The following is a 20,044-nucleotide window of genomic DNA, read 5'->3' as shown; positions in this document are numbered from 1 at the left end:
GTGAGCCGGGTCGTGTCGGCTGCATCGAGAAGTACGCATACCGTCTGAGCCATTGCCCAGACTCGCACGCTTCACCGAGTGAGTGAATCCTCCGTCCGCGTCACTGCACTAGTTAGTTCTCCAAGCTGCGGTCGGTCTATTGCAGAGCACCCAAGCCCACGGGCATCGCATGGAGGGCGAGCATGACTTGCACCGCGCGGATCAAGCCCACGGTCCGCTCGCTCGCCCCCCCGGACGATGCCTTGTCCCGGAGGGCGATCAGGGCAAGTTCGAGTTCGGTCCGTTGCGCGCGGTGCCGTGTGTCCCGTTCCTCGTCCAGGAGCGCGATGAGGTCATCGAGGTACCGGCCGCTCACGGTTCGTTGCGCTTGACCCATCCGCCGCTTCTCCCGGAATGCTCTGTGAGGCTCCCTTCGGATAGGGAGCGGCTTGCCGCCGTGAAGCGTCTCGCGACCTCGACGGCCGCGAGACGTCGTCCGCTGCGGGCCATTTCATCTTGACGGATCGGGCGAACCGGCATTCGAAAAGGCACCGGCCTCCGGTATAGCTGCGAGACTGCAATCAAATACGATCATAGGATGAGATGTTTTTATTATTTTAAATCCACGAAGTTTATTTTACAAAAACTAGATAGGGCATAGACCTGATCGTATAAGTTTTTAGGTTGCGGGTTAGCACCGACAACCGAGAATGGTTCGTAGAAATATGACAGACCATACGACTAGGACGCCGGATTTTTGGCGAGATCTCGACCGGAGCGTCTCGACCCGCGTCGAGGATGCCTTGCTCCAACCTAACTGCAATCGCGATGCGTTGGTTTCTTGGTTGCGGGATCTTGAGGAGACCGCACGGCGGGAATGCCGTCGGCGGGACACCATTCAGATCCTGACGAGCGGGCGCCGGCTTCTCGGAGACCTGTCTCCCGTCGGGATCTTGGACGGACCGTTCGCCCACACCATGGAATAGTGGGATCGGCCTCATGCCAATCGCGCGTCCATTGATGAGTCAATGTGAAGCTAGATAGACTGTCATGCCGTTCCCATGCTCGGCGGCGGACCGACTGAACTCGCCCGTCCGGTCACCTCCGATGTGTCCGGAAGGGGGTCGACCAATGGACACCGGATACCCACCTCTCGGGGTCCGGTCCGCCGGAGTGAAGCGATCGTCTTAAAGAACCCGAACGCTCATCCTCTCGTCGATGGGGGCCTAGGCGTACCGCCCTGTAACGGGAAAGGCCCCACGAGTTAGCGGACAAGCAGCAGAGCGACCTGCGGTGGTCCTACGCAGTGGGTCGAGCAATCACGCTGTGCAGTGAGGGTCGGAAAGACCGAAGGAACGCATCAACGCTCCTTTGGAAGCCCTCGACTTTAATGTATCACGACCGCAGCAGATTGTGACCACCGCTGGCGGCGATCTCCAGGGCACGCTTGGCGCCCTCCTGACCCTTGATGTCGCGCAGATCCGGCAACGGGCCGCCCGGCGCAGCGATGGCGGGCTCCGGCCGCGCCATCACCTGTGTGCCCTTGAAGTGGTTGGCGAGCTGGATCAGCGAGCGGGGTGCCAGCACGTCCATGTCCTCGCCGGCCCAGGCGGCTTCCGGGCCGGTGGCGGCCGGGCAGATCAGGCCGAGGCCGCGCGCATTGGCGGCCATGGCGGCGGGCAGCACGCCGGAGACGGCCGTGATGGTACCATCGAGGGCGAGTTCCCCCAGCACGCAATAGCCGGCCAGCGCATCGGCCGGCAGCGCGCCGATGGCGCCCATCACGGCGAGGGCGATCGGCAGGTCGTAATGCGAGCCTTCCTTGGGGAGATCGGCGGGCGCCAGGTTCACGGTGATGCGCTTGGCCGGCAGCGCCAGCCCCGAGGCGATGAGAGCGGAGCGCACCCGCTCGCGGGACTCGGCCACCGCCTTGTCGGCAAGGCCGACCACCGTGAAGGCGACGAGGCCGGGCGCGATCTGCACCTGCACGTCGACGGCCCGCGCTTCGATCCCCTCGAAGGCGACGGTGGCGACGCGGGTGACCATGCTGTCTCGACCTCTCCGGAACAGCGTGACCGTAGGCACCGGGCCGGCGAGACACAACCATTGCGTGAACCCGGCGATGCGATCGCGGTGGAACCCTCGGGCCGGTGAACCCGTTCGACCGGCGTCCTACGACCCATAAAAATCCTCGAGGGAGATCCCATGTCGTTCAAGACCACCAGCCTCGCCGCCATCGCGCTCGGCCTCGCCTTCACCGGTTCGGCCTTCGCCGATCGGAAGCCGACCCCGGACGAGCAGACCAAGATCGAGGCCGTCCTCAAGCAGGAAGGCTTCGCCAAGTGGAAGAAGATCGAGGTCGAGGACGACGAGATCGAGGTGGACGATGCCATCGACGCCAATGGCAAGCAGTTCGACCTCGAGCTCGACCCGAAGACCTTCGCCATCGTGAAGCGCAAGGCCGAGTAGGCGGGGTTCCGAGGGGCGCTTGCATCCGCCGCGCGGCCCGGCCATATAGCCATCGGGAGGTTGGCGAGGGACGTTTCACTCGCCAACCGGGTCAGGTCCGGAAGGAAGCAGCCCTAACGAGACCGAGCGGGTCTTTGTCCAGCCTCCCACCTTCGTCGATTTTCCAGGCCCGCGTGGCGGCTTCCCCCGACCGGGGCCGATCCTAACCACGCTAAGGCGGCATGGACGCGACTTCCGGCACTCCGAGCGATGAACCGGGTCTGCCCGGCTTCCCCGAGCCGTCATCGGCCGCGACCCCGTATCGGGTGCTCGCCCGAAAATACCGTCCGCAGAATTTCGACGATCTGATCGGCCAGGGCGCCATGGTGCGCACGCTGGCGAACGCGTTCGCGGCCAACCGCATCCCGCAGGCATGGATGCTCACCGGCGTGCGCGGGGTCGGCAAGACCACCACCGCCCGCATCCTCGCCCGCGGCCTCAATTACGTGCGCGACGGCTATCCCGATACCGGCCCCACCATCGCGATGCCCGAACTCGGGCGCCACTGCCAGGCGATCATGGAATCCCGGCACATGGACGTGCTGGAGATGGACGCCGCCTCGCATACCGGCATCGACGACGTGCGCGGGATCATCGACGGCATCCGCTATTCGCCGGTCTCGGCGCGCTACAAGGTCTACATCGTCGACGAGGTCCACATGCTGTCCGAGAAGGCGTTCAACGCCTTCCTGAAGACGCTGGAGGAGCCGCCGCCCCACGCCAAGTTCGTCTTCGCGACCACCGAAATCCGCAAGGTGCCGGTGACGATCCTGTCGCGCTGCCAGAGGTTCGATCTGCGCCGGGTGGAAGCCGACACCCTCGTCGCCCATCTCGCCCGGATCTGCGGGGCCGAGAACGTCAGCGCCGAGGACGAGGCGCTGGCGGCCATCACCCGCGCGGCCGAAGGCTCGGTGCGCGATGCGCTGTCGCTCCTCGACCAGGCCATCGCCCACGGCGCCGGCGCTGTGAGCGCCCAGAGCGTGCGCGACATGCTCGGCCTCGCCGATCGTGGCCGCATCGTCGACCTGTTCGAAGCGGTGATGCGCGGCGACATCCCGACCACCTTCGCGGAGGTGCGCGGCCAGTACGAGGCCGGTGCCGATCCGGCGGTGATCCTGTCGGATCTGGCGAGCTTCACCCACCTCGTCACCCGGCTGAAGCTCGTACCGGATGCGGCCGCGGCCGATCCGACGCTGAGCGAGGTCGAGCGCGGGCGCGGTGCGGAGTTCGCCAGAAAACTCTCGGTACGGGTGCTGTCGCGCGCCTGGCAGATCCTGCTGAAGGCGATCCCCGAGGTCCAGACCGCGACCCGGCCGCTGGCGGCCGCCGAGATGGCCCTGGTCCGCCTCGCCTACGCGGCCGACCTGCCGACCCCGGACGAAGCCCTGCGGCAGATGAAGGGCGAAGTTCTCGCCGGTACGCCGGCCAGGATCACGTCGGAGGCAGAGGCTCCGGCGAGTCCCGCACAGGCGAGCATTACCCAGACAAGTCTTGTCCAGACGAGTCCTGTCCAGACAGCTCTTGCACCCCCGGCCCAGGGCAGGCCGGCGCTGCCGCCGATCCCGACATTCTCGTCCGAGCCACCGCGCCCGCCCCTCGCCCTGGCGGCAGCCGGTGGCGGTGGCGCCCGCCCTGCCCTGGCGGTCGTCCCGCCGCCGATGCCGGAGGTCCAGGCGGATGGCCCGCGCCTCCTGCGATTCTCCGACGTGCTGGCCCTGGCCGATACCAAGCGCGACATCGGCCTGAAGATGGCGCTCGAACGCGAGGTCCATCTCGTTCGTTTCGAGGAGGGGCGGATCGAGTTCCGACTCGCCGAGGGCGGACGCCAGAGCATCGCCAACGATCTCGCCCGTGCGCTCGATACCTGGACCGGACGGCGCTGGATCGTCGCCCTCTCCAAGGAGGCCGGCGAGCCGACCATCGACGCCGCAGCCCGCGCCACCACCGAGACCCGCCACCAGAACGCCGCCTCGCATCCGCTCGTCCGCGAGGTTCTGGCGCGCTTCCCCGGTGCGCAGATCATCGACGTTCGCGACAAGGCTCCGGAGGTCTCGCCGGCTGTGGAGGCCGCGCCCACCGGCGAAGCGGAAACCGACGAACCCGGCGACGAGGCATAGCGCCGGGTCGCCGGCCTCCCCAAATCACTGGACGAACCCGTTCACGGCTCAGGACAAAGCAGATTTCCGATGCGCGACCTTATGGGCATGATGAAGCAGGCTCAGGCCATGCAGGAGAAGATGGCCGCCCTGCAGGACGAACTCGACACGATCGAGGTGTCGGGGGCCTCGGGTGGCGGTGCCGTGCGCGTAACGATGACCGCCAAGGGCCTCGTCAAGGGCGTCCAGCTCGATCCGGCGATGGTGAACGGCGACGAGCGCGAGATCCTCGAAGACCTCATCGTGGCCGCCATGAACGACGCTCGTGGCAAGGCCGAACAGGTCGCCGCCGAGCGGATGGGCGAACTCACCAAGGGCCTGCCGCTACCGCCCGGCCTCAAGCTTTTCTAGAGCGTTCGGACAAGAGGCGGCGCGACGCCGCCTCCCTCCTTCGGCTTTCAGGCCGCGACCGACTGAATCGGCTCGGCCGCGCGCACATCCGCATCCACATGCGCCTCGAAGCGCTTGAAGTTGTCGCGGAACATGCCGACGAGGCGTGTCGCCGTCTCTGCGAACGCCACCTTGTTGTTCCAGGTCTGCACCGGCGAGAGCACGTGCTGTTCGACCCCCGGCACCGAGACCGGCACATGGAAGCCGAAATACGGATCGCGCCGGAACTCGACCTGGGACAGCGACCCGTCGAGGGCCGCCGCCAAAAGCCGCCGCGTGACGCGAATCGGCATCCGCCGTCCGGTCCCGACGCCGCCACCGGTCCAGCCTGTGTTGACCAGCCAGCAATCGACCGCGTGTTCGGCGATGAGATCACGCAGCAGGTTGCCGTAGACGCTCGGATGCCGCGGCATGAACGGGGCGCCGAAGCAGGTCGAGAAGGTCGCCTCCGGCCCGGTCAGGCCGCGCTCGGTGCCCGCCACCTTGGCGGTGTAGCCGGAGAGGAAATGGTACATCGCCTCCGCCCCGGTGAGCCTGGCGATGGGCGGCATCACCCCGAACGCGTCGCAGGTGAGCATGACGATGTTCTTGGGGTGGGCCGCCCGGCCGGTGATGCTGGCATTGGCGATGAAGTCGAGCGGATAGGCGCAGCGGGTGTTCTCGGTGAGCGACGCATCGTCGAAATCCGGCACGCGGGTGAGCGGATCGATCACGACGTTCTCCATCACCGTGCCGAAGCGTTCGGTGGTGGCGTAGATCTCCGGCTCGGCGTTGCGCGAGAGGCGGATCGTCTTGGCATAGCAACCACCCTCAAAGTTGAAGATGCCGTCCTTGCTCCAGCCGTGCTCGTCGTCCCCGAGCAGCATACGCGACGAATCGTTGGACAGCGTGGTCTTGCCGGTGCCGGACAAGCCGAAGAACAGGGCCGAATCCCCGGCCTCGTCGAGGGCGGCATTGGCCGAGCAATGCATCGGCATCACCCCGACCTTGGGCAGCATGTAGTTGAGGTAGGTAAAGACCGACTTCTTCATCTCTCCGGCATAGGCCGAGCCGCCGATCAGGACGATCTTCCGGGTGAAGTCGATGGCGATCACGGTCTTGGAGCGGCAGCCGTGCCGGTGCGGTTCGGCCTGAAAGCTCGGCAGGTCGATGATCGTCAGTTCCGGCACGTAATCACCCAGCGTTTCGCGCTCGGGCCGGATCAGCAGGTTGCGGATGAACAGGGAGTGCCAGGCGAGTTCGGTGAAGACCCGCGCCTTGACCCGGTGGCACGGGTCGGCGCCACCATGGAGGTCCTGCGCGAACACTTCGCGGCCCTCGGCATGGGCTAGGAAATCGGAGAACAGCGTGTCGAATTGCGCGCGCGTGATGGCGCCGTTGTTCTCCCACCAGATCTGATCCTCGGTGGTCTCGTCGCGGACGACGAACTTGTCCTTGGGCGAGCGTCCGGTGTGGCTGCCGGTGGTGGCCACCAGCGCGCCGCCCCGGGCGAGTTCGGCTTCGCCGCGACGCAAGGATTCCTCGTAGAGGCGTGGGGCCTCGAGGTTCCAGTGTACGGCTTTCAGGTTGCGCAGGCCGATGGTCTCGGCTCCGTGCCCTTGGTTGAAGTCACCGATATTGGTCACGCGTCTCTCTCCTCGGGCACCTGATCGCACCGCCGCGCCGCTCTCGTCCGATAGGGTGTCCACGCGGTCGGTCAGGTCCGCCGCGTGCAGGTTCGCCACCCCCCGAAATCACTGTGTCAGCGCGAGCGGCGAAATTTTGCCGCCAAATTGCGTTTGCGACAATGGGAAAAAGAATTTGAGCGCGTGGGGTCCCATGGGTTCGACGCCAACTCAGTATTCTTGGCCACCCCGCCCGGTTCGGTCGGGTCCGGGGGCGAAACCGAAGCGGCCGAGCCCTATCTGTCGGGTATGCCCTTCGCGACCGGCGGACCTGCGGCCCTCTCGGCGCGAATTCCGCACGGTCGCGTCGTCGAACGCGACACCGTCTTCCAGCTACGATACGGACTGTTCATGCCTCAAGCCGTCGCCGGTCCCGAGATCGAGCGCCTGATCCAGCTCCTCGCCCGCATGCCGGGCCTCGGCCCCCGCTCAGCCCGGCGTGCCGCGTTGCAGCTCATCAAGAAGCGCGAAACGCTGCTCGCGCCTTTGGCCGATGCCATGCGGGTCGCGGCCGAGCGCATCGTCGTGTGCCGCACCTGCGGCAACGTCGATACTTCCGAGCCCTGCACCATCTGCCGCGACGAGAGCCGCGATCCCTCGATCCTCGTGGTGGTCGCGGACGTCTCGGATTTGTGGGCTCTGGAACGCTCGGGCGCGGTGACCGCGCGCTATCACGTGCTCGGCGGCGTTCTCTCGGCGCTCGACGGCGTTCGGCCCGAGCATCTCAACCTCGACAGCCTCGTGACTAGGGCCGGCGAGCCGGCCTTACGCGAGATCATCCTGGCGCTCAATGCCACCGTCGATGGGCAGACCACGGCCCATTACGTCACCGAATCCCTGAAGGCCTATGGGCTGAAGGTGACCCGCCTCGCCCACGGCGTACCGGTGGGCGGCGAGCTCGATTACCTCGACGAGGGCACCCTCACCGCGGCCATCCGTAGCCGCACTCCATTCTGACCGAGGGCCGCCCGGCACCCCGCATTTGACCGGCTTCTGGCGCCCCCCTATCTGCGGGGACGAGGGCCGTCCGCACGTGGCCATTCCATCAGACCCAGTTCGAAGCACGCCATGACCATCCGCCCCCTCGTCATCATTCCCGACCCGATCCTGCGCAAGGTCTCAGAGCCGGTCGGTCCCATCACGGGCGAGATCCATAGCCTCGTCGCCGACATGCTGGAGACGATGTACGACGCCCCTGGCGTCGGCCTCGCCGCGATCCAGATCGGGGTCGCGAAACGCGTCGTCACCATCGATACGTCGAAGGACGAGGACGACCGCCGGCCACAGATCTTCATCGACCCGCAAGTCGTGTGGGAATCGGAGGAGAAGCGGATCTACGACGAGGGCTGCCTGTCGATCCCCGAATATTACGGCGAGGTCGAGCGGCCCGATCGGGTGCGGGTGCGCTTCCGGGGGCTCGACGGTGCCGAACAGGAGATCGAGGCGGACGGTCTCCTCTCTACCTGCATCCAGCACGAGATCGACCATCTCGACGGGGTGCTGTTCATCGACCACCTGTCGAAACTGAAGCGCGACCGGGTGCTGAAGAAGTTCGCCAAGGCGGCCAAGCGCGACGCCGCCTGATCGATTCATCGAGGACACATCGGATGCGCGTCGTCTTCATGGGCACGCCGGATTTCGCCGTGCCGACGCTGGCGCGTCTGGCCGCCGACGGCCACACGATTGCAGCCGTCTATACCCGCGCGCCGGCCAAGGCCGGGCGCGGCATGGCGCTGAAGCCCTCCCCCGTGCAGGTGATGGCCGAAGACCTCGGCGCGCCGGTGCTGACGCCCGCGACCCTGAAGACGCCGGAGGCCGTCGAGACGTTCAGCGGGCACGGCGCCGATGTTGCCGTGGTGGTCGCCTACGGGATGCTTCTGCCCCAGGCCATCCTCGATCTGCCGCGTCATGGTTGCCTCAACCTCCACGGCTCGCTGCTGCCGCGATGGCGCGGCGCGGCGCCGATCCAGCGTGCGGTGATGGCGGGTGACGCCCAGAGCGGCGTCGGCGTGATGCGGATGGAGGCCGGCCTCGACACGGGTCCGGTGGCGATGGAAACCCGCCTCGCCATCACTCCCGGCATGAGTGCCGGTGCGTTGCACGACGCGCTGATTCCGCTCGGCGCCGACCTGATGTCCAAGGCCCTCGCGGCCCTGGAACGGGGCGATCTGAGCTTCACGCCGCAAGCCGCCGAGGGCGTCGTCTACGCCCACAAGATCACCAACGACGAGGCGCGCATCGATTGGAACCGCCCGGCGGCCGATGTCGCCAACCACATCAACGGGCTATCGCCGTTCCCCGGCGCGTTCTTCGAGGCCGATCTCGGCAAGGGCGTCGAGCGCGTGAAGGTGTTGGCGGCGGAACGGGTGGACGCCTCCGGTACGCCTGGCCTGATCCTCGACGAAGCCTGCGCTGTCGCTTGCGGAAGCGGCGCGATCCGCTTGGGCGCCCTGCGCCGTGCCGGCAAGGGCGGCGTATCGAGCGGCTCGGAATTTCTGCGGGGGGCGCGCCTGCAGCCCGGATCGCGCCTGAGCACCTGATGCCCCGCTACAAGCTCGTCATCGAGTACGACGGCGCTCCGTTCCGCGGCTGGCAGCGCCAGACCTCACAGCCTTCGGTCCAGGGCGCCATCGAGGCGGCGGTAACGAGATTCTCCGGGGAAGTCGCCGGACTCACCTGCGCCGGGCGAACCGATACCGGCGTGCACGCGACGCATCAGGTGGCGCATCTCGATCTCGCCAAGGCGTGGCGCACCGACGTGGTCCGCGACGCGATCAACGCGCATTTGAATCCGCAGCCGGTCGCGATCCTCAGCGCCGAGATCGTCGCGCCCGATTTCAACGCCCGCCATTCGGCATTCCGCCGGCACTACCGCTATCGCATCCTCAACCGGCGCAGCCCCGCGGCGCTCACCCGCGGTCATGTCTGGCAGGTGCCCTGGCCGCTCGACGCGGCGCTGATGCAGGCCGCCGCCCAACCCCTGCTCGGACACCACGACTTCACCGCCTTCCGCGCCGCCGAGTGCCAGGCCAAGAGCCCGATGCGGACCCTCGAACGACTCGACGTCGCCATCATGCCGATGGGCCATTTCGACGAGATCGTGGTGACGACGGCGGCGCGCTCGTTCCTGCACCATCAGGTGAGAGGGCTGGTCGGAACCCTCGTCCTCGCCGGGGCGGGGCGCCTCACACCGGCCGACGTCGGCGATATCCTGGCGAGCCGCGACCGCAGCCGCTGCGGCCCCCTCGCCCCGGCACGCGGGCTGACCTTCGTGGGTGTGGACTACGCAACGGCAGGAGAGCCCGCCGAAGGTATTTAATTTCAAGTTGCATTTTTTGGGAAGATCACGCCAGATTGCACAACCTCAACGATTAATTCGTCGAGGACAGCGCGAGATCATACCTCATGGAAATACCGTTCCGGATCGCCATCATCCTCGCGACTGGGTTCGCAGTGATGACACCACTGATCTTCATCGCCGTCAGAGAGGCGATCAAGCGACAAAGACAGGAGGTCATCACCGATCTGGCTCTCGTCTTCGAGATCGCCGACCGCTCCGGCCCGGCGCTGATCCCGTCCTTCGAATTCGTGAAATACAAGTATTTCGTGGGCTCCAAGGGCCGGCCGGCGCCCGATGCGGGCCTGAATGCCGGCGCCTTGGAATCCGGACGCCGGAAACAGGACTACACCACCCTATCCTGGCTCTTCGGCGCCACGCCCTTCAGCGTCCTGTCCGGCCTGGCGACGCTTTACACCCTCTCGCTCATAGTCTCGCTGCTGGTCCCCGGAGACACCGATCCGGCGCCGTTCCGATGGCCGGGCGTCACCTATCCATCACCCGACAGTATCGGAATGGTCTGGCTTCTCGGACTGTGCGCGGCGTTTGCCGGCAGCTACATCACGGCCTTGCGCAACCTCTACCGCGCGATCAAGAACTTCGACCTCAGTCCCGGGAGCTTCATCGGCGAGACGATCCGGATGCTCTTGAGCGCCGTGTTGTCTCCAATCCTCGTCGTCGGCCTGTTCTGGCTCGGAACCGAGACGGTGAAGGCGCTGGTGACAGACCAGGCGAGGCTGAATTCTCCGGCCGCGCTGGCAATGGTCGTCGCGGCCTGCTTCATCGCCGGCATCATGCCGGAGGTAGTCCTGCGCAACATCGTGCAACGGGACAAACTCAAGAACTTCAAACGCGAAGAGGAAGAGGTCTTCCAGGCCTTCAAGATCACGCCGGTGGAGATCATCGACGGCATCGATAGCGATATCCGCGTCCGGCTTGACGATCATCACATCCACTCGACGCAGAATCTCGCTGCCGCCAACCCGCTGATGCTGTTCGTCGAGACGCCGTACGGGGTCTATCAGATCATGGATTGGGTGGCCCAGGCGCAGCTCTGCTGTTCCGTCGGACGCGACAAGGTCATTCGCCTATGGCCGCTCGGTGTGCGGACCCTGTTCGACCTGGAGCGCTTGGCCGCCTCGCGCGACGCCGCCAACGCGGCGCTTCTCCTCGAAGTCGGACGCGTCATTCTGGGCGAGGGGCTGATCCCAACGGACGTTCCCGACCTTAAGGCGAGTGCTGCGCTGGTGCGGGCCAGCATCGAGTTGCGTCTCGACGATCCGCACGTCCAGCGTCTGCGGCAGATCTACATCGCCGTGGGCGCTCGCCTCGGCCGCAACAGCCGTCGGTTCCGGTCGAGTGGGGATCGGTACCGATGCCGCTACAGGGCCGGGCGCGGCTGGCTGTGCCGGAGGATGAGGCCCCAAGCCCGCGCCGCCGCTTAACCGTTCGCCAGCGCCGATTTCCCAGCGAAGTACGCTGCCAGCACCCGCGTGTAGATCGCGGTCAGCCGGTTGAGATCGGCGACGGCGACGCACTCGTCGGTCTGGTGCATGGTCTGTCCGACCAGTCCGAACTCGATCACCGGGCACGCATCCTTGATGAAGCGCGCATCCGAGGTGCCCCCGGTGGTCGACAAGGCCGGCACCCGCCCGGTCTCGGTCTCGATGGCGGCGACGACGAGATCGGTGAAGGCGTCGGGCTGGGTCAGGAACGCCGGCGAATTCGAGGGCTGCAGGTCGAGGGTGTAGCGCACCACGTTGCCGGCGGCGCGCTCCAGGCGCGCGCGGATTTCCTCGCCCAGCGTCTGTGCCGTCCAGCCTTCGTTGAAGCGGATGTTGAAGGTCGCGCGCGCATCGGCGGGGATTACGTTGGTGGCGGGGTTGCCGACGTCCAGCGTGGTGAATTCGAGGTTCGAGGCGTCGAAATGCCGGGTGCCGCCATCGAGGGGCGCTTCGAGCAGGGCCGATGCCAGTCGCAGGATGCCGGGAATCGGGTTCTCGGCCCGATGCGGATAGGCGACGTGGCCCTGGCGGCCATGCACCGTGAGGTTTCCGGTGAGCGAGCCGCGCCGGCCGATCTTGATCATGTCGCCGAGGGCGTCGGGGTTGGTCGGCTCGCCGAGCAGGCAATGGTCGAAGCGCTCGCCCCGCGCCCGCGCCCAGTCGAGGAGCTTGACCGTACCGTTGATCGCCGGCCCCTCCTCGTCTCCGGTGATGAGGAAGCCGATGGAGCCGGAAAACGCCGGTCCCACCGTGTCGAGATAGTCGAGGGCGGCGGCGAGCATGCAGGCGATGCCGCCTTTCATGTCGACGGCACCGCGTCCGTAGAGCATCCCGTCCGCGATGGTGCCGGCGAACGGCCCATGGCGCCACGCGGCCGCGTCGCCCACCGGCACCACGTCGGTATGGCCGGCAAACAGCAGATACGGCGTGCCCGTGCCGATCCGGGCGTAGAGGTTGTCGATGTCGGGCGTACCCGGCTCCGAGAAGCGCGGCCGGTGCACGGTGAAGCCGGCCGCCGCCAAGACGCCGCCGAGCCACTGCAGCGCGCCGCCCTCCTCCGGGGTGACGGAGGGACAGCGGATCAGCGCCTGCGCCAGGGCGACGGGCGAGCGATCGCCGGATTGGCCTTCGGGGGAATCGTGCACGGGGTACGGTCTCGTCGGGATTTCCGGCACGGCCATAGGCGCGGGCCGGGATGCGCGCAAATCGTGGGGCTTTCGGCCGGCCCGTCCGAGGGTTATCTGCCGGTCATGGCCCTGTCATCGCAAGAAGTCGAACGCTACGCCCGCCACCTCGTCCTGCGCGAGGTCGGCGGGCCGGGCCAGGCGCGCCTCAAGGCGGCGCGCATCCTCGTGGTCGGGGCCGGCGGTCTCGGGGCTCCGCTGATCCAGTATCTGGCAGCGGCCGGGATCGGCACCATCGGGATCGCCGACGACGACACGGTCTCGTTGTCGAACCTGCAGCGACAGGTGATCCACGGGACACCGGATATCGGCCGCCCGAAGGTGGAGAGCGCCGCGGACGCCGTGACCCGCCTCAACCCGCACGTCACCATCGCGGCCCATGCCTTTCGGCTGACGCCCGAGAACGCAGTGGCCCTGATCGCGGATTACGACGTCGTCGCCGACGGCTCCGACAATTTCGCGACGCGCTACGCCGTGTCCGACGCCTGTTTTCGCGCCGGGCGTCCGTTGGTGACCGCGGCTCTGGGCCAGTTCGACGGCTCGCTCACCACCATCCGGGCGCACGAGACGGATGCCGCTGGGCGCCCGAATCCGACCTATCGCTGCCTGTTTCCGAGCCCGCCGCCGCCGGGCAGCGTACCGCCCTGCGCCGAGGCCGGGGTGCTCGGTGCGCTCGCGGGCGTGATGGGCTCGCTGATGGCGATGGAGGTGATCCGCGAGATCACCGGCTTCGGCGAATCGCTGGTCGGACGCCTGCTCATGGTCGACGCGCGTGCCATGCGCTTCGAGACCCTGAGCTACGGTTGGGACGCGGCGAACCCGCTGAACGGTACCGACGCGTAGGCCTCACACCACCGTATCGAGACAGCATTTCTTGAACTTCTTGCCGCTGCCGCACGGGCACGGATCGTTGCGGCCGACATCCTTGAACGGATTGCGCACGGGCTGGCCCGCATCCTCCGCCGTCCAGGCGAGTTCCGCGACGGGATCGTCGAGGGTGCCGTATTGACTCGGTTCGAAGCGTGTCAGGTCGTCGGGCTTCGCCTCGGCCTGCCGCAGGGTGGTCCGGAACCAGGCCGCATCACTGAACTCGTCATCGAGCCGCCCGTCCTTGCGAGCCGCCGCCGCGCGCGGAGCGAGATCGCGAAAGCCCAGCAGCGCGATGGTCTCCTCCCAGCCGACCCAACCGACATCGCCCTCCACGGCGGCGCGCTTGTCGTCGAAGCGGATCAGGAGGTCGTGGGTCTGGGTGCGATCGACGCGGCCGGTCTGCGTCAGAAACGTCAGGGCGGCGAACCCGACGTTGCGGACCATGTCGTCGAGCGTGGTGTCGAGGATGAGCCCGTGTAGCGGTGCCACGTCCCCGTCGAAGGTGCTGATCAGGATCTTGGAAAGCGTCGTGGTGACCGCGTCGCCCAGCAGGCTATCGAGTGTCTCGCCGTCCTGATGCAGCAACCGCACCAGGGGAGCGAACATGCGCGTGTCGCGGGCCGCGGCCAGCACGTGGATGCCCCAGAACAGCAGGTCGGCATCGGCCTCCGGCATCTCCTCGCCCGCAGCGGGCCCCTGGAGCACGCGCAGAACCTCGTCGGCGATCGACTCCGGCGCGCTGAGAGCCCGCCGAAGTTCGGCGACCGGTAGGTGTTTGGCCGCCGAAAGGGCGTCGACGAGGTCGCGATCGATCATGAAGCCTGTCCTCCGGTTTGCGATCAGGACCGAAGCGTCGCGCCGGTCTTGCGCGTCACCTCGGCGACGATCTTGGCGGTGATCGCCTCGATCTCGACATCGGTCAGGGTCCGCTCCACCGGCTGCAGCCGCACCGCGATCGCCACCGACTTCGCGCCTTCGGGAATGCCGACACCCTCGTAGAGGTCGAACACGTCGATCCCAGAGATCAACTTGCGCTCGGCGCCGTGAGCCGCCTTCACCACGTCGCCCGCCGCCACGTCGCGCCCGACCACGAAGGCGAAGTCGCGCGAGATCGGCTGGAAGTCGGACAGGGCCAGCGCCGGCTTGACCTTGGTCGGCCGGTATTTCGGCAGCGGCACCGCATCGAGGGTGATCTCGAAGGCGACGATCTGGCCCTTGAGGTCGAGGGCCTTCATCACCCGGGGGTGGATTTCGCCGAAATACCCCACCGGATTCTTGGGCCCGAACTGCAGCGTCCCGGAGCGGCCGGGATGGAGCCAATCCGGCCCGCCGGCCACCACCTGCAAACCGCCGGTGGGGATGCCGAAGGCCGCGACGAGAGCCATCGCGTCGGCCTTGGCAGTGAAGGCGTCGACGGCACCGGCCGTCCCGTCCCAGTGTCGGCCGCCGCCGGCATGACCGGCTGTCCCGCGGCGGATCGCCGTGGCGCGGATGCTCTGGCCCTCGGGCTGGTCGCTGGCGAAGCACTGGCCGACCTCGAACAGGGCGACGTCGGCGCTGCCGCGGTCGGCGTTGCGCTGCGCGGCGCGCAGCAGGCCCGGCACGAGGCTCGGACGCATGTCCGAGAGGTCTGCGGCGATGGGGTTGGCGAGCGTGAGATCGGCGGAGCCGCCGCCGAACAGGACCGCGTCGTCATGGGGAATGAACGACCATGTCACCGCCTCGACGAGGCCGCGGCTGGCCAGGGCGCGCTTGGCGAGGCGTGTGCGCTTCTGGATCACGGTGAGGACCGGCTTGCCGACCACCGACTCGATGCGCGGCAGGGGCTTGGGCTCGATCCTGTCGAGGCCGGCGATGCGGATGATCTCCTCGACGAGATCGGCCTTGCCTTCGACGTCGGCGCGCCAGGACGGGGTCAGCACCTTCACGCGGTCGCCGGTGCCGGCGACGTGGAAGCCGAGCGCTTCCAGCGTCACCCTCATCTCGGCGCGCGACAGCTCGATACCGGCCAGGCGCCGGGTCTCGGTCCAGGGAAAATGGATGATCCGCTCGGTCTCGGGCGGCTCGCCGGCGATGGTGGCCTCGGAGGCGGTACCACCGCAAATCTCGAGGACGAGGCGGGTGGCGAGATCGAGACCCGGCAGGGTGAAGGCCGGATCGACGCCGCGTTCGAAACGATAGCGCGCGTCGGTGATGATCCCGAGGCGGCGCCCGCTCTGGGCGATGTTCATCGGGTCCCACAGGGCCGATTCGATCAGCACGTCGGTGGTGCCGGCATCGCAACCGGAGGCCTCGCCGCCGATGATGCCGGCGATGGATTCGGGGCCGCGATCGTCGGCGATGACGACCGTATCGCTGGTGAGCGTATAGGACTTGCCGTCGAGCGCCTTCAGGTCTTCGCCGTCGCGGGCGCGACGCACCGTGAGGCCGCCCGCCACCTTGGCCGCATCGAAGACGTGCAGCGGCCGCCCGCGATCGAAGGTGAGATAGTTGGTGATGTCGACGAGGGCGTTGATCGGGCGCAAGCCGATGGCGCGCAAGCGCGTCTGCATCCAATCCGGCGAGGGGCCGTTTTTCACGCCACGCACCAGCCGCAGGGTGAAGTAGGGGCACAGGCCGCGATCGAGTTCCTCGAAGGCGAGGGTCACCGGCACCGGGCACGGTCCCGTGCCCCGGATCGGCGGCTGGGGCGCGTGCTTGAGGCTGCCGAGGCCCGTCGCCGCGAGATCGCGGGCGATGCCGTGGATCGAGGTGCAATCGGCGCGGTTGGGCGTCAGGTTGATCTCGATGACCGGGTCGTCGAGCTTTGCGTAGGTGGCGTAGGGCTGCCCCGTCGGTGCGTCGGCCGGAAGGTCGAGGATGCCGTCATGGTCGTCGCCGAGGCCGAGTTCGGCGCCGGAGCACAACATGCCCCGGCTCTCGACGCCGCGGATGTTGCCCACCGAAAGGGTGATGTCCTTGCCCGGCACGTAGGTACCGGGGGGCGCGAACACCGTCTTCATGCCAGCCCGCGCGTTGGGCGCGCCGCACACCACCTGCAGCGGCTGGCCGTCGCCGGCATCCACCGTGCACACGCGCAGACGGTCGGCATTGGGGTGCTGCTCGGCGGTGAGCACATGAGCGACCACATAGGCCTGCAGGCTCTGCGCCTTGTCCTCGATGCCTTCGACTTCGAGCCCGATCCGCGTCAGCGTCTCGCTGATCGTATCGAGGGAAGCCTCGGCGTCGAGGTGTTCCTTGAGCCAGGAGAGAGTGAATTTCATGGGTTCGATTCTTCAGCTCAGGCTTGTCGAGGTTTGGCGATCAGGAGAATCGCGAGTTCCAAGCGCTGGGGCTTATCGAGCCCCTCGATCAGCGCAACCGTCTCCTTGGCCAACGCGATAATCACAAGCGTCGCTTCCAGACTGACGGTGAGCGCGGGTGGCGCATAATCGGCAGAGTGCCGATCGTCCTGAAGCTTGGCTACGGCAGCGCCGATATCCAGTATCACGGTCCCGATCCGCGCCGCATGCTTACCCGCCAGGCGACTCTTTGCCGATCCGTGATCGACGGATCGATAGATCGGATCGTGCGTCCCAGTCTTTGTCCATCCGACAAGTTCATCGGTGCAGACATAACAGAGCGCGTGAAAGACGGCATAATATGCCGTGCTGACCGCACGGCGCATCGCAGCCTTCCGGACGTTTCTTGTTCCAGGCAGCGACGCCAGACCGTCTGCAACGTCGAGGAGATTGTAGACGAGCGGATTACCGAGTTTCGGCATCAACTGGCCGTCGTCGCATCGTCGGGAGAACTCTGCTCATCGGGAAAAAAGAAGCTCAGATAGGGAAAGCGCTCTTCACCGTCATCGAGCAGTCGCTTCCGCAACGCTCCCATTGCCCGCGCGGATGGTCGCTCCGCGATCGGCGCCGCCGAAGGCTTGAAATGGGCGACGATGGATAGCGCATCGTCACCGGCATGATCGACATACGGGCGCACGTCCGCGCGGTCGAAGCCGAAGGGGCCGAGCGTTTCACTCAACGCCTCCTGCACGATTGCCTCAATATCCGTCGCGGTCATCGTTCCCGCCTCCTCGGAAATCTACGCCGTCAGCCCGGCAACCAGGCTCGGAATATCTAGCGGCCGGAAGCCGTAATGCTCCAACCAGCGCACATCCGCCTCGAAGAACGGGCGCAGGTCCGGCATGCCGTATTTGAGCATGGCGATCCGGTCGATTCCCATGCCGAAGGCGAAGCCCTGGACGCTGTCGGGGTCGAGGCCGCAATTCCGCAGGACGTTCGGATGGACCATGCCGCAGCCGAGGATCTCGAGCCAGTCGGTGCCCTCGCCGAAGCGGATTTCGCCGCCTTTTCGCGAACACTGGATATCGACCTCGGCCGAGGGTTCGGTGAAGGGGAAGAACGAGGGCCGGAAGCGCATCTTCACCGCATCGACCTCGAAGAAGGTCCGGCAGAACTCCTCCAGCACCCATTTGAGGTTGGCGATGTTGGCCGCCTTGTCGATCACCAGGCCTTCGACCTGATGGAACATCGGCGTGTGGGTCTGGTCTGAATCGTGGCGATAGGTCCGCCCGGGACAAATCACGCGGATCGGCGGCTCCTGGGAGCGCATGGTGCGGATCTGGACCGGCGAGGTGTGGGTGCGGAGCACCTTGCGCTGACCATTGCGATCGGGGGCCAGGAAGAAGGTGTCGTGCATCTCGCGCGCCGGATGACCGGGCGGGAAGTTCAAGGCCGTGAAATTGTAATCGTCAGTCTCGATATCGGGCCCCTCGGCCACCGCGAAACCCATATCGGCGAAGATCGCGGTGATCTCGTCCAGCACCTGACTGATCGGGTGGATACGCCCGCGCGCTTCGGGCGCGTCCCGGACGGGAAGCGTCACGTCGATCCGCTCGGCGGAAAGCCGTGCGGTGAGCGCGGCCTCGGCCAGCGCCTCGCGCCGGGTGCCGATGGCGCCCTGAACGCGGTCGCGTAATCCGTTGATGAGCGGGCCACGCTCCTTGCGCGCCTCGGGCGTCATGGCACCGAGGGTTTTCAGCAATTCGGACACGCTGCCCTTTTTGCCGAGCGCGGCCACGCGGACGGCATCGAGGGAGGCCTCGTCCGAGGTCTCCGAGACCTGCCGCAGCAGGTCGCCTTCGAGGGTGTCGAGATCGGACATCGGTTCAACTCACCGGCTGCGGTTCGACCGACCCTGGAGAAGTCGGACACGGCGTGGCGAGGGTTTTGCGGTTCGGACGCCACAAGGCAAGCACGCGCGAAGCGAAACCCCTGTGAGCTCCGAAAGAAAACCCTGCGATCGCCCAAAAAGGGAGGCGACGATCGCCGAAACAGAGAAGGCGCGGCACCCGAACGGGGCCGCGCCTTTCACCTCGACGAACGTCGTGGAGTTTGGGAAGCCTCAGGCTGCCTTGGCGGCCGGCAGAGCGGCCTTGGCCAGCTCGACCACAGCGGCGAAGCTGGCGGGCTCGTGGATGGCGAGGTCCGACAGGGACTTGCGGTCCACCTCAATGCCCGACTTCGTCAGACCGTCGATGAAGCGCGAATAAGTGATGCCGTGCTCACGGACGGCAGCGTTGAGGCGCTGGATCCAGAGGGCGCGGAACGTGCGCTTCTTGTTCTTACGATCCCGGTAGGCATACTGCATGCCCTTCTCGACCGCCTGCTTGGCGATCCGGATCGTATTCTTGCGGCGACCGTAATAACCACGGGCGGCCTTGAGGACTTTCTTGTGCTTCGCGTGACTGGTCACGCCGCGTTTGACGCGGGCCATGGGTTCTCTCCTGGATTACGAAAAAAGCAGTATCGGCGCCGTGAAGGATTACCGGCTGTTGGGCAGGAAATACTTCTTCACGTTGGCGGCATCGCCCTCGAACAGGGTGGTGGTGCCGCGCAGGTTGCGGATCTGCTTCGTCGTCCGCTTGATCATCCCGTGGCGCTTGCCGGCCTGGGCATACATGACCTTGCCGGTGCCGGTGATCTTGAAGCGCTTCTTCGCGCCCGACTTGGTTTTCAGCTTGGGCATTTCGCTCTCCTGAACGCGCATGCACCCCGATCCGGAACGGATCGAAGGCCTGCGCTCGGTTGATGCTTCTGATGGAGCAGCACGAACCGCCACGGCAGCCCTATCGGCCGGGCGGTTCAACGCGAGGCGCGTATGACAGAAAAGAGACGCGGCTTCAATGGCGAACCCAGCCCGAGGTCTGTCGTCTCGCCAGATTCCGACCGGAATCGCGGGGGCGCAGCGCTGCACGGCCCGTAAAAGCGACCCATCCGGCGGGGCGCCACAGGCATAAGACGCAGCGATTATCCGAAGAATGCGGCAGAGGATTGCTTGACAGCGTGAGGTGCGGAAACTAGACCCCCGACACCGCCGGAAACGGGGCGGGACGTCATGCGGGCGTAGCTCAGTTGGTTAGAGTGCCGGCCTGTCACGCCGGAGGTCGCGG

General features: G+C 66.7%; 19 protein-coding genes, 1 other RNA gene and 1 pseudogene. 10 read left to right on the top strand and 11 right to left on the bottom strand.

The features are described 5' to 3' along the window. Positions 1-136 precede the first annotated feature (136 nt). Both G3T14_RS20380 and G3T14_RS20375 read right to left on the bottom strand, forming a co-directional pair. Positions 137-376, bottom strand: a complete 240-nt coding sequence (locus G3T14_RS20380) for a hypothetical protein (RefSeq protein ID WP_163644370.1) — start codon at positions 374-376, stop codon at positions 137-139. A 1,007-nt stretch (positions 377-1,383) separates the two neighbouring features. Next, positions 1,384-2,025, bottom strand: a pseudogene (locus G3T14_RS20375) (magnesium chelatase domain-containing protein); the annotation flags it as partial. Positions 2,026-2,184: 159 nt separating this feature from the next. On the opposite strand from G3T14_RS20375, the gene G3T14_RS20370 reads away from it, so the two are divergent. The 4 genes from G3T14_RS20370 (at position 2,185) to G3T14_RS20355 (ending at position 4,994) form a co-directional block, all read left to right on the top strand. Next, the gene (locus tag G3T14_RS20370; RefSeq protein WP_163644369.1) at positions 2,185-2,448 is read left to right on the top strand and encodes a PepSY domain-containing protein; all 264 of its coding nucleotides are present in this window, start codon (positions 2,185-2,187) and stop codon (positions 2,446-2,448) included. A 54-nt stretch (positions 2,449-2,502) separates the two neighbouring features. Next, an RNA gene (ffs, locus tag G3T14_RS20365) (signal recognition particle sRNA small type) lies at positions 2,503-2,599 on the top strand. Between the two features lie 70 nt (positions 2,600-2,669). Next, positions 2,670-4,604: a DNA polymerase III subunit gamma/tau gene (locus G3T14_RS20360; RefSeq protein ID WP_163644368.1), complete on the top strand. Its 1,935-nt coding sequence runs from the start codon at positions 2,670-2,672 to the stop codon at positions 4,602-4,604. Positions 4,605-4,673: 69 nt separating this feature from the next. Then, positions 4,674-4,994 (top strand): YbaB/EbfC family nucleoid-associated protein, encoded by a 321-nt coding sequence (locus G3T14_RS20355; protein WP_163644367.1) that lies wholly within the window; start codon positions 4,674-4,676, stop codon positions 4,992-4,994. A gap of 47 nt (positions 4,995-5,041) precedes the next feature. Here the strand turns inward: G3T14_RS20355 and G3T14_RS20350 are convergent, their stop codons facing one another. Beyond that, positions 5,042-6,658: a phosphoenolpyruvate carboxykinase gene (locus G3T14_RS20350; RefSeq protein ID WP_163644366.1), complete on the bottom strand. Its 1,617-nt coding sequence runs from the start codon at positions 6,656-6,658 to the stop codon at positions 5,042-5,044. Positions 6,659-7,048: 390 nt separating this feature from the next. On the opposite strand from G3T14_RS20350, the gene recR reads away from it, so the two are divergent. From recR to G3T14_RS20325, 5 genes are all read left to right on the top strand, one after another. Further along, positions 7,049-7,654 carry a recombination mediator RecR gene (gene recR, locus G3T14_RS20345; RefSeq protein WP_163644365.1) on the top strand — a complete coding sequence of 202 codons (606 nt, stop codon included), beginning with the start codon at positions 7,049-7,051 and terminating at the stop codon, positions 7,652-7,654. A 111-nt stretch (positions 7,655-7,765) separates the two neighbouring features. Further along, positions 7,766-8,281 (top strand): peptide deformylase, encoded by a 516-nt coding sequence (gene def / locus G3T14_RS20340; RefSeq protein ID WP_163644364.1) that lies wholly within the window; start codon positions 7,766-7,768, stop codon positions 8,279-8,281. Positions 8,282-8,304: 23 nt separating this feature from the next. Beyond that, positions 8,305-9,237 carry a methionyl-tRNA formyltransferase gene (gene fmt / locus G3T14_RS20335; protein WP_163644363.1) on the top strand — a complete coding sequence of 311 codons (933 nt, stop codon included), beginning with the start codon at positions 8,305-8,307 and terminating at the stop codon, positions 9,235-9,237. Continuing rightward, the gene (truA, locus tag G3T14_RS20330; RefSeq protein WP_163644362.1) at positions 9,237-10,016 is read left to right on the top strand and encodes a tRNA pseudouridine(38-40) synthase TruA; all 780 of its coding nucleotides are present in this window, start codon (positions 9,237-9,239) and stop codon (positions 10,014-10,016) included. The genes fmt and truA overlap by 1 nt, the downstream gene beginning before the upstream one ends. An 86-nt stretch (positions 10,017-10,102) precedes the next feature. Then, positions 10,103-11,479, top strand: a complete 1,377-nt coding sequence (locus tag G3T14_RS20325; protein WP_163644361.1) for a hypothetical protein — start codon at positions 10,103-10,105, stop codon at positions 11,477-11,479. On the opposite strand, the gene dapE is transcribed toward G3T14_RS20325, so the two are convergent. After that, complete coding sequence (gene dapE / locus G3T14_RS20320; protein ID WP_348645314.1) at positions 11,476-12,684, bottom strand: succinyl-diaminopimelate desuccinylase; 1,209 nt, start codon at positions 12,682-12,684, stop codon at positions 11,476-11,478. The genes G3T14_RS20325 and dapE overlap by 4 nt on opposite strands. A 105-nt stretch (positions 12,685-12,789) precedes the next feature. Here dapE and moeB point away from each other — a divergent pair, with 105 nt between their 5' ends. Then, the gene (gene moeB / locus G3T14_RS20315; protein WP_163644359.1) at positions 12,790-13,566 is read left to right on the top strand and encodes a molybdopterin-synthase adenylyltransferase MoeB; all 777 of its coding nucleotides are present in this window, start codon (positions 12,790-12,792) and stop codon (positions 13,564-13,566) included. A gap of 3 nt (positions 13,567-13,569) precedes the next feature. Here moeB and G3T14_RS20310 read toward each other — a convergent pair whose 3' ends face one another. From G3T14_RS20310 to rpmI, 7 genes are all read right to left on the bottom strand, one after another. Further along, a complete protein-coding gene (locus tag G3T14_RS20310) occupies positions 13,570-14,406 on the bottom strand; it encodes a DUF1186 domain-containing protein (protein ID WP_163644371.1) in 837 nt (278 codons plus the stop codon). A 26-nt stretch (positions 14,407-14,432) separates the two neighbouring features. Beyond that, positions 14,433-16,856, bottom strand: coding sequence for a phenylalanine--tRNA ligase subunit beta (gene pheT, locus G3T14_RS20305; RefSeq protein WP_163644358.1), 2,424 nt, complete (start codon positions 16,854-16,856; stop codon positions 14,433-14,435). A 17-nt stretch (positions 16,857-16,873) separates the two neighbouring features. After that, complete coding sequence (locus G3T14_RS20300) at positions 16,874-17,356, bottom strand: hypothetical protein (protein ID WP_163644357.1); 483 nt, start codon at positions 17,354-17,356, stop codon at positions 16,874-16,876. Then, complete coding sequence (locus G3T14_RS20295) at positions 17,356-17,652, bottom strand: hypothetical protein (protein WP_163644356.1); 297 nt, start codon at positions 17,650-17,652, stop codon at positions 17,356-17,358. Before G3T14_RS20295 ends, G3T14_RS20300 begins: the two co-directional genes overlap by 1 nt. Positions 17,653-17,673: 21 nt before the next feature. Then, on the bottom strand, positions 17,674-18,756 hold the full coding sequence (pheS, locus tag G3T14_RS20290; RefSeq protein ID WP_163644355.1) for a phenylalanine--tRNA ligase subunit alpha: 1,083 nt from the start codon (positions 18,754-18,756) through the stop codon (positions 17,674-17,676). Between the two features lie 240 nt (positions 18,757-18,996). After that, complete coding sequence (gene rplT / locus G3T14_RS20285) at positions 18,997-19,368, bottom strand: 50S ribosomal protein L20 (protein WP_163644354.1); 372 nt, start codon at positions 19,366-19,368, stop codon at positions 18,997-18,999. Positions 19,369-19,416: 48 nt separating this feature from the next. Continuing rightward, positions 19,417-19,620 carry a 50S ribosomal protein L35 gene (gene rpmI / locus G3T14_RS20280; RefSeq protein WP_018044555.1) on the bottom strand — a complete coding sequence of 68 codons (204 nt, stop codon included), beginning with the start codon at positions 19,618-19,620 and terminating at the stop codon, positions 19,417-19,419. Between the last annotated feature and the right edge of the window lie 424 nt (positions 19,621-20,044).

Origin of the sequence: Methylobacterium sp. BTF04 (assembly GCF_010692745.1) — a bacterium.
Lineage (GTDB): Bacteria > Pseudomonadota > Alphaproteobacteria > Rhizobiales > Beijerinckiaceae > Methylobacterium.
Note: the sequence above shows the minus strand (reverse complement) of the source record. Positions and strands in the feature narration are given on the sequence as shown.

What these genes read in the sequence shown, in the direction of transcription:
- G3T14_RS20325 (WP_163644361.1), top strand. Translation starts at nt 10,103, where the DNA reads ATGGAAATACCGTTCCGGATCGCCATCATCCTCGCGACTGGGTTCGCA.
- pheS (WP_163644355.1), bottom strand. Translation starts at nt 18,756, where the DNA reads ATGTCCGATCTCGACACCCTCGAAGGCGACCTGCTGCGGCAGGTCTCG.
- G3T14_RS20300 (WP_163644357.1), bottom strand. Translation starts at nt 17,356, where the DNA reads ATGCCGAAACTCGGTAATCCGCTCGTCTACAATCTCCTCGACGTTGCA.
- rpmI (WP_018044555.1), bottom strand. Translation starts at nt 19,620, where the DNA reads ATGCCCAAGCTGAAAACCAAGTCGGGCGCGAAGAAGCGCTTCAAGATC.
- G3T14_RS20360 (WP_163644368.1), top strand. Translation starts at nt 2,670, where the DNA reads ATGGACGCGACTTCCGGCACTCCGAGCGATGAACCGGGTCTGCCCGGC.
- G3T14_RS20355 (WP_163644367.1), top strand. Translation starts at nt 4,674, where the DNA reads ATGCGCGACCTTATGGGCATGATGAAGCAGGCTCAGGCCATGCAGGAG.
- rplT (WP_163644354.1), bottom strand. Translation starts at nt 19,368, where the DNA reads ATGGCCCGCGTCAAACGCGGCGTGACCAGTCACGCGAAGCACAAGAAA.
- pheT (WP_163644358.1), bottom strand. Translation starts at nt 16,856, where the DNA reads ATGAAATTCACTCTCTCCTGGCTCAAGGAACACCTCGACGCCGAGGCT.
- truA (WP_163644362.1), top strand. Translation starts at nt 9,237, where the DNA reads ATGCCCCGCTACAAGCTCGTCATCGAGTACGACGGCGCTCCGTTCCGC.
- G3T14_RS20295 (WP_163644356.1), bottom strand. Translation starts at nt 17,652, where the DNA reads ATGACCGCGACGGATATTGAGGCAATCGTGCAGGAGGCGTTGAGTGAA.
- fmt (WP_163644363.1), top strand. Translation starts at nt 8,305, where the DNA reads ATGCGCGTCGTCTTCATGGGCACGCCGGATTTCGCCGTGCCGACGCTG.
- recR (WP_163644365.1), top strand. Translation starts at nt 7,049, where the DNA reads ATGCCTCAAGCCGTCGCCGGTCCCGAGATCGAGCGCCTGATCCAGCTC.
- G3T14_RS20380 (WP_163644370.1), bottom strand. Translation starts at nt 376, where the DNA reads ATGGGTCAAGCGCAACGAACCGTGAGCGGCCGGTACCTCGATGACCTC.
- def (WP_163644364.1), top strand. Translation starts at nt 7,766, where the DNA reads ATGACCATCCGCCCCCTCGTCATCATTCCCGACCCGATCCTGCGCAAG.
- G3T14_RS20370 (WP_163644369.1), top strand. Translation starts at nt 2,185, where the DNA reads ATGTCGTTCAAGACCACCAGCCTCGCCGCCATCGCGCTCGGCCTCGCC.
- moeB (WP_163644359.1), top strand. Translation starts at nt 12,790, where the DNA reads ATGGCCCTGTCATCGCAAGAAGTCGAACGCTACGCCCGCCACCTCGTC.